Raw genomic sequence first — 12,110 nt, 5'->3', positions numbered from 1 at the left:
GACTAGGGAGACGTTACACGCTCAGGCGCGGCGCGGATGAGCCTAGCGTTCGATAATTTCTTCACGATACCCTCTTTCACACGGCTCGGTTAGCTAGGTTTAACGCCGTTTAGAGTACGCTGACGGCCCCGCCCCGTTACCATCTTCCCGCCCGTGCGACACGTGTCGCTGCATGGCCAGCCGTTCGGTTTATCGCTCGCCCATTCCTGCTCGTCAGGTCCGCCATTGCTGTTATTCGTCTGATGAAATCCGTGATCAGTGGTTTACCATGGTTGGCTCACGTCGTTTGCAGGAGCCGTCAGTAAGTATGATGAATACCCGAAAGATTTTGATGATTATTGGAGGGCTCCTGCTCGTAGCAGCAGGGACCACGTACTTGATGCTCCTTCAGGCGGACCGCCGCTCAATGGCAGAAGTCACGGCCGCCATGCATGAGTCCGCACACCCTCCCGTCGTCGATTCGCGCGCCGGCGATCAGGTGACGGAAGGCACCATCGACCAATCGAAGCCGTCCGGCGCGATCACGAAAAGCACTGCCATCGCGCAGGAGCCGGTGGCTCCCGCGCCTGCTTCTGCTCCTGCTCTGGCAGTAGCACCTGCGCCCATGACGGCCGCGCCCGCATCCAGTCCGGCCGCCGCACAAGTCACCGGGCAACCGAAGCCGGAGGCACAACCGAAGCAGGCGCCGTCGACGGCCGTCGCGTCGGTGAACGTGCAGGACTCGGGTGCGCCGAAGGTGGTTCCGGCGCACCGCGCCCAGCGTGGACGAGACGGTTTGGACCATCGCGCGATAACGACTCAAGGCGCGACACCGGAAACGGACGAACTGGTCAGGGAATCGGCGAAGCTCGATCCATCGTTGCCTCCGCCGGATATGTCAGCTGCTCGCGTCACCACGGACCAACGTAGCTCCAAGCCAGGCACCGGCTCGAATCCGGTCGCGGCCGCGATGACGGATCAGCTCGTCAAGGAATCGGCGAAGCTCGATCCTTCGCTGCCGCCGCCCAAGTAATCGACTTCTCCGGGAGCACGTGCGGCTGCATGAACTCTCCCGACACTAGTCACCTTGCCCCGCTGGCGATAGCGGCGGCAAGACAGTCTCGCTGCGACTGAAGACGTGACCAGGCGGTCATAAGCGCGTCGAGGGACGCTAGCTCCTTGTCACGAGATCCCAAACGCTGAAGCAGCGAAATGTACTCCCTTCGCACTGCAATCACGCCTTCAAGCGTCACCAGGGCTTGCTCAACTTCACGGAGTTGCCGTCGCAGCTTATCGGTCATTTCAACCCTCCCGACGGACGAGCGCCTCCTGTTCGTACTGGACACGCTCCACCGGCTCCAATGCGCGTGGCTCTCGTTGCTAATGCCGAAGGCTGCGGACAATCCGCGAGCTTCCCTGATTCCCAATAGCACTCTCTTAAGGGCGTAGTGGATTGACGCGGACTCGCTTGGCGCAACGTGATCGTACGGGCGCGGTTTCGCTTGAGGCGTTCTCTCGCGTCCATAGTGGACTCCCCAAGACACTGTATAAACGTACAGTATCGCGAGTTGCGCGTAAAGACCTAGACTTATCATTCCGACACAAACTCGGAGCGTGCCATGGTGAGCAAGACTATCCGCCGGACATTTTCCGGTCTGACTTCGACGTTTTCGCCAGCGCCGAAAGGCAAGCAAGGGGTTGCATATACCGTGAAATCGGCCCAGCAACGCGCCGACGAAGCCTGGAGACGCGCGACGCACGGAGTCCACAGTTCCCTACTCAGTAAAGATCCGAAAGCGTGATTTTCGGAAACCAGAAGCAAGACCGAGCCTGCCGTCCGAATTAGCTGTGATCGAAGCCGGAGACGAATTATGACTGCGCCGCAAAAACTTTACGGTGTGACGCTGAAGCCCCAAGCCAAGGCTCCGCGCAAGCTGATCGAAGTCCCCGACCCCGAGGCGCGCCCCGACCTTTTGGAAGCCGTTCGCCGAGCCGTGACGGAGAATCGGGAAGTTGGGGAGCGACGACCCCGAAAATAATTCGATCTAGTCTTAGACGCGTCCCTCGACCGCAATCGGTCAACGGCTAAGTTGGGTCGAACCGAGCCGTCCGCGTCAGGCAGCGACCGGTCATCTGTGGTCCTTGGTCACTGCACCTGCGCCGGCATTCTAACGTCGGCTATGCATTGCACTGCGGACATCAACTCGTCTACCGTGTTTGCAGTCTCGTTGGACTCCTGTGAAGAAGAGGAGTTACAAGGGACAATCGCCGGCTCAATTGGGCATCACCTGATAGACGCGTATTTAGTCCAGAGCCGCTCGCACCTCACGAAGAATCTCTTCCGAGAGTTCAGGGTCATCAACCGCGCGAGCCAGAATGATGGCTCCGACGATGCTCGAAAGCGTATGAATCGCATCGCGACGAGCATTTTTCTTTTTTGCCTTTGCAAGTGGCTCGGCTAGACCTCTGAGCGTACCCTCCACATGCCGCGTGAAGTGAGCCACATCAGTTCATTGAACGGCATCGCCATCTCCCGACGTAGCACCTCTCAAACAAGCAAGGTTTCCTTGCTCGTTTATCTTTTGGTTAGCCCACGTGTGCGAGGACGCGTGTCGTGCAAACCTTGGGGCGGCCGGTCGCGCAGCAGCAGGGGCATCAAACGCCGGTTGGCTGTCTGGGCCGCCCACTCGCAATACGCGGCGCTGCCGAGCACCCAGCCCTTGAGCGTCGACTGCATCAGGTCATTGACCTCGCGTTCGTCAAGAGGCTGTACGCCCAAATCGCGGTAAGCCTGGTGGCGCTCGAACGGCGTATTGCCGAGCGCCCGGTAGAGTGGATGGTCCTTGATGAAGTTATCGACACGCAGCCCGATGTGGTGCGTGTAGCTAGACCATTGATAGTTTCCCGGCTCGGCTACAAGGCGGTTGCGCACCGGCGCATGATCGATGACCTGGCTCGCGAGCAGGAAATATCGATCGGGCTCAATCACTGTTGCCCGGTACTCGCCACGCCACACCGCACCGCGGCGTCCATGGCGGCGGTTGAAGGTCTCGACATAGCGACGGCCGACCGCTTGCATCGCCACGGGCACGCTCGACTCGTATGAAGGCGTGACGAGGAACTGTATCGCGTCAGGCATGAGCACCCATGCGTGGACTGCCAGATCGGCGACGCGCGCTGCGTCTGCCAGGCAGGCGAGGAAGTACAGGTAGTCTCCTTCGTCCAGGAATGCGGGCCCCGTGAGCCCCTGCAAGATAACGTGCTGCGGTTGTTCTGGGACGTAGTGCCGTGCAAGCCGTGCCATGCTGAATTAACCAGAAATCCGATGTGAGAAAGCGATCCGACAGATCTCGAACGCGCGACAGTGCGTCACGTGTGTATAGGACGAAATTCTATCGGTCATGTGCGTGCGTTTGCATCACGAATAGGCCTTTTTTCCGGCCTCTTTTCGCTGATTTGCCGATCGCTACAAACATCTGTTTTATGCCGCCGCTGAATAGCAGCGCCGCGCTATACCCCTCCAGGTGCTTTGCCTGCGCGTCATCCGGCACCAATACATCAAGCAGCACGACGGAGCGGCGGTCGAAGCGCCATGGTCTCCATTCGCGTCCCACCTGAACCGGTCAAAGCCCAGCGTAATGTGGTTTGCGAATTTTATCGGTAGGTATCCGAACGATAACGATCGTTTCCAATCCCTTCGCGGTTGGCGTCACGGGCTACAACGGGCAGGGGGATACCCGGCCCGTTGTAGCGTTAGATGCACATGGCGTTGCGCAAACAAATCGGACGGATCGTGCCTTCGATCACGCTGTTTTGATGAGTCCGAGTTGCTGCAGAGCGGTCACGCCGTCGTCCAGGCCGATTTCTTCAACGATCCTGCCGTCTTTTAGCTGGAGCACAGTCGTGCCAGTGAAGCGCATTTTCCGTCCGGTCGCAGCCGGCAACGATCCAATGAGGAAATCGCTGAATGCCGGACCGGTATGCGTGCCGCCACCTTCCCAACGACCGACTACATAGTCCCCCTCGGCGATGAGATCAGCGGCGCCCCAGAAGTTGAGATCCGGGAATGCTTCGCGGAAATCGGTCATGAATGCCTTGATGTCCTCGCGGCCACGGCGCGGCTCGTGCAGCGAGTAGCGCAGAAGCATGTCAGGAGCGGCAAGCTCGTCGACGATGTCGAGGTTGCAGGTCTTGCCCCAGAAATCGGTGAACCAGCGGCCGACGATGGCCTTGTTGTCATCTTCCTTGGACATGGTGAATTCCTCATTGACTGTGGTTGAAAGAGAGATGCACGATCGCGCCTCTCTGCCTGAACAATATTGGCGCGAGCAGTCAGTAGCCCCCCGTTTCTTGCTGCAATACTCGAAGAACGGCCATGCGGCTTGTGATGACTATGGTCACTATTGCGTGCCGTTCGTAGGCAACCGCGCCGGCGGTCAAAGGCGACAAAACCGCATAACTGTGCGCGTTAAGCGTGGCTCTACGTTCATCGCAATTGAACAGCAAGAAACGGAGTGCCCGTACCGATCTGCTGCGCTAGCTTGAGCATTCGATCCCGCACTAGCCGAGGTCGGCGGACGACGCGCGGCGCGTCCGAACCACACTTATCTCGCAGGCGCCCGACATGCCAATTCTTTCATCGTCATCGCGCTCGCCTGCCTTTCATCGACTGGAGTTCGACCATGTTGCCATTTCTCTCGCTTCACGCTCTTGCAGCACAACGCGGCGACGGACTGCGCCCTGAACTTCTCGCCTTGTTCGAACGCCATGCCAGATTGGAGACTGGTCTGGTTGCCATCATCGAACCTGTCGAAACAGAACTCCCCTCCCAAACGGTAGACGTTGTTCCCAAAATCCCTGTGGCGCCGTGCGGAGCCGATGAGTCTTCGGCGAAGGTCTCATGCCGCTGCGAAAACGGACAGCGGGAGGCGAGTTCTGGGTGACTCAAACGGGGCGAAAGTGCGCGTTCGTTGAAGCTGGAATCGGGTGTTCGTGCGGCGGGACGACGAACGTCCAGTCAGTGGCAGTTAGCGGAAGGGCTAGCGCCGATGGGCGAATGGCGGCCTCGGTCAAACACACGCCACCCTCGTCCTATCTCCTCTTATCCATTCGGCCAAATCAAACATTTAGCCTACAAGGTTGAAGTCAACCTCGGTGGTCTCCCTTATAATTACCAAGTCGTCGGGAAACACCCGGTGACCAGGTTTAGCAGCCTGCGACACAAACCGCACACCCGCTCACGCGGGGCGTGCGTCTACCTCTGCACGTCTATATTTCAATGGGCGGGCCGTGGTGGGGAGCCGCAAGGCTCGCCGGTTTGTTTGTGTCCCGGTCTGCTAACCCGCTTCGTGCCCGCTCACCCCTTCTCAAGCGAGTGTCGGGCGATCCAGGAAGTAACAGGGAGATCGCACCATGAGCAAGTCCACAAAAAATCAACCCGCTTCACGTCCGCCTGTCGACGCAATCCAGTACGAAAAGCTTGCGCTGTCCGCCTTCGATTTATGCGACCGGCACCTGACTCAACTGGATACCTTGATCACACTTGCGTCCTCGATATGTAGGAATCCTTCCATCACGCTTGAGGAAAGACGGCGTCGTCAAACGCTTCTTGAATTGCTGGTGGACACGGCTGAGCAATATCAGCAGGAACTCGAATGCGACCGCGAGTTGTACAAGGTGATTGCGCTCGATGCGAAGGGCGTTCCGCAAAGCCGCATCACGGCACGCCACGCAGCGAACCTGCTTGCGGAAGAGGTGGCACAACGAGCAGGCGAACCGACAGCCAGCGACAAACAGAAGGAGCGACGCCGTCAATTACCCGCTGACAATCCGAACGGAGCGACAACCATGCCCAACTAAACAGCGACAATCACCTCGGCCGACCGGCCAAGATGGTTGTCGGTAAACCGGACGTCCTGCTTGACGCTGTCCAGTGACCAATCCCAACATCATCGTGGGGCGTTACAGCTACTACTCTGGTTACTCCCACGGACACCCGTTCGATGACTGTGCACGCTACCTTGGGTCAGATCGCAAAGTCGGGGACCGGCTGATCATCGGTAGCTTCTGCTCCATCGGAAGTGGCGCCACGTTCATGATGGCGGGCAATCAAGGGCACCGGAACGATTGGGTCACCACATTTCCGTTTTTCTACATGCAGGAAGAGCCTGCGTTTGCCGACGCCTGTGACGCATTCGAACCTGCCGGCGACACGATCGTCGGGAGCGATGTCTGGATCGGTTCCGAGGCGATGATTATGCCAGGCGTCCACATTGGTCATGGTGCTGTGATCGGAAGTCGCGCTCTCGTAACGAAGAATGTAGAGCCCTATACGGTCGTCGGCGGGAATCCAGCGAAGCCGATTCGAAAGCGGTTTTCGGACGGCGAAATTGAAATGCTTCTAGAGATGAACTGGTGGGACTGGCCGCTCGAACAGATTGGCGAGTCGATGAAGTTGTTCTGCTCGACTGATATCGCAGCACTGTATGAGCACTGGCGGGAATCATCGCTGTCCGGACGCTGATGCAGCGCTCGCGGCAGTGCCTTTGATTGCCCGCGTTGGACAACGCGCCCCGTCGCCTCGGGGTCGAGACATGCCGAACGCATGAGGCAGTGACCGGCCAGTTACGGTCAGCCACGTAGCGTTGGTGACTGGCCGGTTCGGCGGCGACATGAGACACCCACCGTAATACCGTGCGTTCGAGGCTTGTCACGTCGGCGCAACCGTGTCCCGCAAATCGAGGATCTTGGTTGATGAGATGCCAGGCGTGCATCGGAATTGTGGTCGCACGCGATCGCCGACTTTCTTTCGGATAGTCGAGGTGTAGCGCAATGATCATTACGTCATTGTTGGCGCCGGCATTTCCTGCCCCACTGTCACCGTCTATCGAAACCCGACTTGCCTCCCGCCCAGTCACCTTCGCGTCTTTAGTCGACGATACAGCGTGCGTTCACTCATCCCGAGGTGTTGAGCGAGCGCGCTGCGTGTCCCGGAGAACTCCTCTGCGAACCGTACAAGCTCACGATCCGTAAGCTCGCCGCGTGTCGAAAATGAGGGTGAGCCCGTGCTGTTGCCCAGATGCGCCGACTCCGCCGCCACCATGTCATCCGGCAGATGTTCGATCCGGATCACCCCGTCGTCGGCCAACAGGCAGGCGCGGTCGAGCACGTTGCGCAGTTCCCGGATATTACCCGGCCAGGAATAGGCATGGAGCCTCGCGAGCGCGTCCGATGCAATGCTGAACTTGCGGCCCGCAATGCCTTGTGTGCTATCGATACGCTGGAGTATTGATTCGACGAGCAGCGCGATATCGTCGGGGCGCTCGCGCACCGCCGGCAGGTGAATCGGAAATGCACTGATGCGGTAGTAGAGGTCCTGGCGGAACCGGCCGTCGTCGATCATTTCCCGCACCGGTTTGTGCGTCGCTGCCACGAGTCGGAAATCCGCGCGCAAGGTCTCGATGCCGCCGACCCGGCGGAACGTGCCGGACTCGATGAGCCGCAGCAGCTTGACCTGCATTGACAGTGGCACATCGCCGATTTCGTCGAGAAACAGCGTTCCGCCTTGCGCGGTCTCGACGAGACCCGGTTTGCGCGCGGCTGCGCCAGTGAACGCCCCCTTTTCATAGCCGAAGAGTTCGGTCTCGAACAAGGCCTCCGTGATGCCGGAGCACTCGACAACGACAAATGGGTGTTGCGCTCGCTCGCTTGCCTCATGAAGGGCGCGCGCGAACAGTTCCTTGCCGGTGCCGGACTCTCCGAGGAGCAGGACCGGCAGCATCGAAGGCGCGACGCGATGCAGCGCCGAGATCGCCGCGTTGAACGCCGTCGAGCGCCCGACCAGGCCTTCCGCGCTCGGCTTGGCGGATGCGCCGCGCACCGTCGAGAGCCGCTCGACGTATGCCACCACCTCCCGCTGTGCATTGAAAATCGGCCGCAACTCTACATCGACATGCTCCGGCCCGCGAGGCGTGTGATGAATATGCAGCACGCGGTCGGGACCGCGCAGTTCAAATGCCCGTTTCATCGGACAGTGCTCGCCCGCCTGATCGCAAGGGACGTCGTAGTGATGCGAAACCTGGTAGCACTTGCGGCCGAGGTGAGGCTGGCTGGCGACGCCGAACTGACGTTGATAAGCGGTGTTGGCGGCAAGGATGCGGTACTCGGGATCGAGCACGATCATCGGTTGAGCGTCGTGCTCCAGATATGACACGAGTGCATCGACATCCAGCGCTCGAGGCGGTTCGTCCGGCATCGTCGCGACGGGCGTGATCGGTATGAATGACTTTGGGGATTTCACGGCGGCGGCTCCGGTAAACCTCACTATACGTCGGCACTGCCATAACTGCCATCTGACTGCCAGAACTGGCAGTCTTCGCTCGCTGCTGGCCGTCCGAGGACGGCATCGTCCAATCCGAGTAGATAAAAATATTGATTAAAATCAACAGCCTATATGCCTTAAATCAGATGGGAATGACGATGGCACGGTTCTTGTACTGATTGCCCCGACCCTGCCGCATTGGAAGCCCCATTTTTTGAGGAGAGGATGTTGAATACCACGAGCCCTATGCAGGTCGAAGGCTTCTTCGACCCCGGCACCTGGACGATCAGCTACCTGTTGCTGGATATCCGCACGGGCGACTGTGCACTCATCGACAGCGTCCTTGATTTTGACCCGAAGTCAGGCCGGACCTCCACGACGACAGCCGACAAGCTCATCTCGCGCGTTCACGAACTTGGCGCGAAGGTCCAGTGGCTTCTCGAAACCCACGTGCACGCCGACCATCTGTCCGCCGCGCCCTACCTCAAGGAAAGACTCGGCGGAACGATTGCGATCGGCGCGCAGGTGACACAGGTACAAGACGTGTTCGGCAAGCTTTTCAACGCCGGCTCGAGATTCGCGCACGATGGCAGCCAGTTCGATCACCTGCTCTCCGACGGCGAAACATTCGCCGTCGGAGCGTTACAGGCGCGCGCCATCCATACCCCGGGCCATACGCCGGCCTGCATGACCTTTGTGGTGAGCGACGGCGCGCAGACCGCAGCCTTTGTCGGGGACACCCTGTTCATGCCCGACTACGGCACCGCGCGCTGCGACTTTCCCGGCGGCGACGCCCGTACGCTCTACCGGTCAATCAACAAGGTGTTGAGCCTGCCGGCGGACACGAAGCTGCACATGTGCCACGACTACCAGCCAGGCGGGCGGCCTTTGCAGTTTGTCAGCACGGTAGCCGAGGAGCGCGAACACAACGTCCATATACGCAACGGTATCAGCGAGGAATCCTTCGTTGCGATGCGCACCGCGCGCGACGCGACGCTCAACATGCCGGTGCTGATGCTGCCGTCGGTGCAGGTCAACATGCGCGCCGGACATATGCCCGATCCGGAAGATAACGGAGTGCCGTATCTCAAGATTCCCCTCAACGCAATCTGAGCCGGTGCACCTAGCGAGTAGAAGCAACAGGAGAAGTCGATGGACATCAAGAAACTGACGGCTGAACTGGCGGTATCACAACAGATTGCCGCATCCGACCTGCGTGCGATCGCGGACGCTGGCTTCCGCGCCGTCGTCTGCAATCGCCCCGATGGCGAAGGTTCCGACCAGCCCAACTTTAGCGAGATCGAGGCGGCGGCCCGTGAACAGGGTATCGAGACCCACTACCTGCCAATCGAGTCCGGCAAGGTCGGCGATGGCGAGGCTGCGCAGTTCGGCGAACTGATGCAGGCACTGCCGAAGCCGGTGCTCGCCTATTGCCGCACCGGGATGCGTGCCGCGACGCTGTGGGCGCTGTCCGAAGCGCCTCGCCGGGCGTTGCCGGACATCGTCGCCGCTGCCAGGGCAGCAGGCTATGATCTGTCTGCGCTGGCGCGGCGTATCGCCAACGGCGGCAAGGTTCCCGTCGAAGTCGCCGTGGCCAGTCACGACATTGTGATCATCGGCGCAGGCGCCGCCGGCGTGGCGGCAGCCGCGAGCTTGCTCGCGCGCGAGCGCAACCTCGACATCGCCATCATCGACCCCGCCGACGTCCACTATTACCAGCCAGGTTGGACCATGGTCGGAGCCGGTGTGTTCGATCCCGAGACCACCGCCCGCGAGATGGCCGCCGTGCTCCCGCGCAAGGTGCACTGGATCAAGGCCGCGGTGGCTGCGTTCGAGCCGGAAAAGAATTCGGTTGTTCTCGAAGGATGCCGGGTGGTGAGCTACAGGCAGCTCATCGTTTGTCCGGGACTGAAGCTGGACTGGCATGCTATCGACGGGTTGCCGGAAACCCTTGGCCAGAACGGCGTGACGTCCAACTATCGCTACGATCTTGCTCCCTATACCTGGCAGCTCGTGCGCGAGCTCAGGGGCGGCCGCGCGCTGTTCACCCAGCCGCCGATGCCGATCAAATGCGCCGGGGCGCCGCAAAAGGCGATGTATCTGTCCTCGGATCACTGGCGGCGTTCAGGCCGGCTCGAGCAGATAGATGTCCAGTTCTTCAATGCCGGGGCTGTGTTGTTCGGCGTGGCCGACTATGTCCCGGCATTGATGGAATACGTCAGGCGTTACGACATCGCGCTGAACTTCGGCTTCAACCTGAGTGCGATAGACGGGCCGGCCAAGCGCGCGATATTCAGGCGCACACTCGAGAACGGCAGCGTGGAATCGGTGACCAGTGAGTTCGACATGATCCACGTGGTACCACCACAGAAGGCACCGGACTTCATCCGAGTCAGTTCGCTGGCCGATAAGGCGGGCTGGGTCGATGTCGACCAGGCGACGCTGCGCCACAAGACCTACTCAAACGTCTTCGCGCTCGGCGATGCCGCGAACACGCCAAATGCGAAAACCGCCGCCGCCGCACGCAAGCAGGCACCAGTCGTCGCCCACAACGTGCTTGCCGCCCTCGGCAAGGTCCGGGGCGAGGCAGCATACGACGGTTATGGATCATGCCCGCTGACCGTCGAACGCGGCAAGATCGTGCTCGCGGAATTCCTCTATGGCGGGAAGGTCGCGCCGACGCTGCCGACCTGGCTGATCGACGGCAAGCACCCGTCGCGACTCGCGTGGTTGCTGAAGGAGCGCATCCTGCCGCCGCTTTACTGGCAGGGGATGCTCAAGGGGCGCGAGTGGCTGGCGCAGCCTGAACTCGTGGGCTAACGCAGCGGTGGCTCACAACCTATCGGATTCCTCATGCTGACTTCACTTATCCTCGGCGCCATCGTTGGCGCGGTGCTCGGCCTGACCGGCGCGGGTGGCGGCATCCTCGCAGTTCCGGCACTGGTGGCCGGCATGGGCTGGCCGATGCAGCAGGCGACGCCAGTTGCGCTGGTTGCCGTGGCGGGCAGCGCTGCGATCGGCGCGCTTGAAGCATTCCGGCAGCGGCTCGTCCGTTACCGCGCCGCGCTGTTCATGGCCGCAGCGGGTGTGCCGCTGACCTCGCTCGGCGTGCGCCTTGCCCACGCGTTACCGCAACGCGTGCTATTGGCGCTGTTTGCCACCGTCATGCTGGTGGTGGCCGGAAGGCTGTTGTCACAGGCTTTGCGGCGCGGGCGGCCGGACCGTGCAGATTCACGGCTTTGCGTCGGTCGCATGAACCCCGATACCGGCCGGCTGATCTGGTCGTGGACCACCGGGGCCGCACTCGCTGCAACCGGCGCGCTGACCGGGCTGATGACGGGACTACTCGGCGTGGGCGGCGGCTTCATCATCGTGCCTTTGCTGCGCAAAGTGACCAACGTGTCGATGCATGGCATTGTCGCCACGTCACTGATGGTGATCGCGCTGGTCGGCAGCGGCGGTGTCGTCGCGACGATCCTGCACGGCGCGCCGCTACCGCTCGAGCTGACGCTGTGGTTCAGCGTGGCGACAGCGGCCGGCATGGTGGCCGGGCGGCTGGCCTCGCACCGTCTCTCCGCGCAGCACGTACAGATAGGTTTCGGAGGCGTGTTGATCTGTGTGGCGCTCGGCCTGATGGCAAAAGCCGCACTGGGTAGGTGACCCTGGCGCCGACACATTAGAAGTGTGGCAGTCGATCGTATCATGTCAACTTCGGAACGGACGCTTGGGAAACTCACCTCAAGGTCTCAATCGGGTCGAAGGACTAAACCGCTCGCGCGGTAGGGGCTACGGTCTGACGCTGGAGGTCAGG

Annotated in this window: 10 protein-coding genes and 1 pseudogene; 7 read left to right on the top strand and 4 right to left on the bottom strand. The window is 60.7% G+C overall.

Going from position 1 to position 12,110, the window contains the following annotated elements:
* Nucleotides 1–172 precede the first annotated feature (172 nt).
* Together M0D64_RS29380 and M0D64_RS29375 are read left to right on the top strand one after the other, a co-directional pair.
* Nucleotides 173–1,012, top strand: coding sequence for a hypothetical protein (locus tag M0D64_RS29380; protein ID WP_266260337.1), 840 nt, complete (start codon nt 173–175; stop codon nt 1,010–1,012).
* An 838-nt stretch (nt 1,013–1,850) separates the two neighbouring features.
* Complete coding sequence (locus tag M0D64_RS29375; protein WP_154563941.1) at nt 1,851–2,018, top strand: hypothetical protein; 168 nt, start codon at nt 1,851–1,853, stop codon at nt 2,016–2,018.
* A gap of 264 nt (nt 2,019–2,282) precedes the next feature.
* Here M0D64_RS29375 and M0D64_RS29370 read toward each other — a convergent pair whose 3' ends face one another.
* The 3 genes and pseudogenes from M0D64_RS29370 to M0D64_RS29360 all read right to left on the bottom strand — a co-directional run bounded on the left by M0D64_RS29370 (nt 2,283) and on the right by M0D64_RS29360 (nt 4,232).
* Nucleotides 2,283–2,483 (bottom strand): hypothetical protein, encoded by a 201-nt coding sequence (locus M0D64_RS29370; protein WP_266260335.1) that lies wholly within the window; start codon nt 2,481–2,483, stop codon nt 2,283–2,285.
* Between the two features lie 82 nt (nt 2,484–2,565).
* Nucleotides 2,566–3,283: pseudogene (locus M0D64_RS29365) on the bottom strand (transposase).
* Nucleotides 3,284–3,782: 499 nt separating this feature from the next.
* Complete coding sequence (locus tag M0D64_RS29360; RefSeq protein ID WP_266260334.1) at nt 3,783–4,232, bottom strand: ester cyclase; 450 nt, start codon at nt 4,230–4,232, stop codon at nt 3,783–3,785.
* Between the two features lie 1,159 nt (nt 4,233–5,391).
* Here M0D64_RS29360 and M0D64_RS29355 point away from each other — a divergent pair.
* Both M0D64_RS29355 and catB read left to right on the top strand, forming a co-directional pair.
* Nucleotides 5,392–5,838, top strand: coding sequence for a hypothetical protein (locus M0D64_RS29355; protein WP_266260333.1), 447 nt, complete (start codon nt 5,392–5,394; stop codon nt 5,836–5,838).
* A 73-nt stretch (nt 5,839–5,911) separates the two neighbouring features.
* Entirely contained in the window at nt 5,912–6,502 is a 591-nt protein-coding gene (catB, locus tag M0D64_RS29350; RefSeq protein ID WP_266260332.1) for a type B chloramphenicol O-acetyltransferase, read from the top strand.
* 390 nt (nt 6,503–6,892) lie between these two features.
* On the opposite strand, the gene M0D64_RS29345 is transcribed toward catB, so the two are convergent.
* On the bottom strand, nt 6,893–8,233 hold the full coding sequence (locus M0D64_RS29345; RefSeq protein WP_154566619.1) for a sigma-54-dependent Fis family transcriptional regulator: 1,341 nt from the start codon (nt 8,231–8,233) through the stop codon (nt 6,893–6,895).
* Between the two features lie 291 nt (nt 8,234–8,524).
* Here M0D64_RS29345 and M0D64_RS29340 point away from each other — a divergent pair, with 291 nt between their 5' ends.
* Genes M0D64_RS29340 through M0D64_RS29330 form a run of 3 tightly spaced genes read left to right on the top strand, consistent with a single transcriptional unit; the run spans nt 8,525 to nt 11,959 of the window.
* A complete protein-coding gene (locus M0D64_RS29340; RefSeq protein ID WP_266260331.1) occupies nt 8,525–9,412 on the top strand; it encodes an MBL fold metallo-hydrolase in 888 nt (295 codons plus the stop codon).
* Nucleotides 9,413–9,451: 39 nt separating this feature from the next.
* Nucleotides 9,452–11,119, top strand: a complete 1,668-nt coding sequence (locus tag M0D64_RS29335) for a bifunctional protein tyrosine phosphatase family protein/NAD(P)/FAD-dependent oxidoreductase (protein WP_266260330.1) — start codon at nt 9,452–9,454, stop codon at nt 11,117–11,119.
* A gap of 33 nt (nt 11,120–11,152) precedes the next feature.
* Nucleotides 11,153–11,959 carry a sulfite exporter TauE/SafE family protein gene (locus M0D64_RS29330; protein ID WP_154566611.1) on the top strand — a complete coding sequence of 269 codons (807 nt, stop codon included), beginning with the start codon at nt 11,153–11,155 and terminating at the stop codon, nt 11,957–11,959.
* The last annotated feature ends 151 nt before the right edge of the window (nt 11,960–12,110 follow it).

It is taken from the genome of Paraburkholderia sp. WS6, assembly GCF_030464835.1.
GTDB classification, from domain to species: domain Bacteria; phylum Pseudomonadota; class Gammaproteobacteria; order Burkholderiales; family Burkholderiaceae; genus Paraburkholderia; species Paraburkholderia madseniana.
The sequence above is the reverse complement of the archived record's forward strand: the minus strand, read 5'-3'. Positions and strand labels throughout refer to the sequence as shown.

What these genes read in the sequence shown, in the direction of transcription:
- M0D64_RS29355 (WP_266260333.1), top strand. Translation starts at nt 5,392, where the DNA reads ATGAGCAAGTCCACAAAAAATCAACCCGCTTCACGTCCGCCTGTCGAC.
- M0D64_RS29360 (WP_266260334.1), bottom strand. Translation starts at nt 4,232, where the DNA reads ATGTCCAAGGAAGATGACAACAAGGCCATCGTCGGCCGCTGGTTCACC.
- M0D64_RS29340 (WP_266260331.1), top strand. Translation starts at nt 8,525, where the DNA reads ATGTTGAATACCACGAGCCCTATGCAGGTCGAAGGCTTCTTCGACCCC.
- M0D64_RS29335 (WP_266260330.1), top strand. Translation starts at nt 9,452, where the DNA reads ATGGACATCAAGAAACTGACGGCTGAACTGGCGGTATCACAACAGATT.
- M0D64_RS29375 (WP_154563941.1), top strand. Translation starts at nt 1,851, where the DNA reads ATGACTGCGCCGCAAAAACTTTACGGTGTGACGCTGAAGCCCCAAGCC.
- M0D64_RS29330 (WP_154566611.1), top strand. Translation starts at nt 11,153, where the DNA reads ATGCTGACTTCACTTATCCTCGGCGCCATCGTTGGCGCGGTGCTCGGC.
- M0D64_RS29345 (WP_154566619.1), bottom strand. Translation starts at nt 8,233, where the DNA reads ATGCCGGACGAACCGCCTCGAGCGCTGGATGTCGATGCACTCGTGTCA.
- M0D64_RS29380 (WP_266260337.1), top strand. Translation starts at nt 173, where the DNA reads ATGGCCAGCCGTTCGGTTTATCGCTCGCCCATTCCTGCTCGTCAGGTC.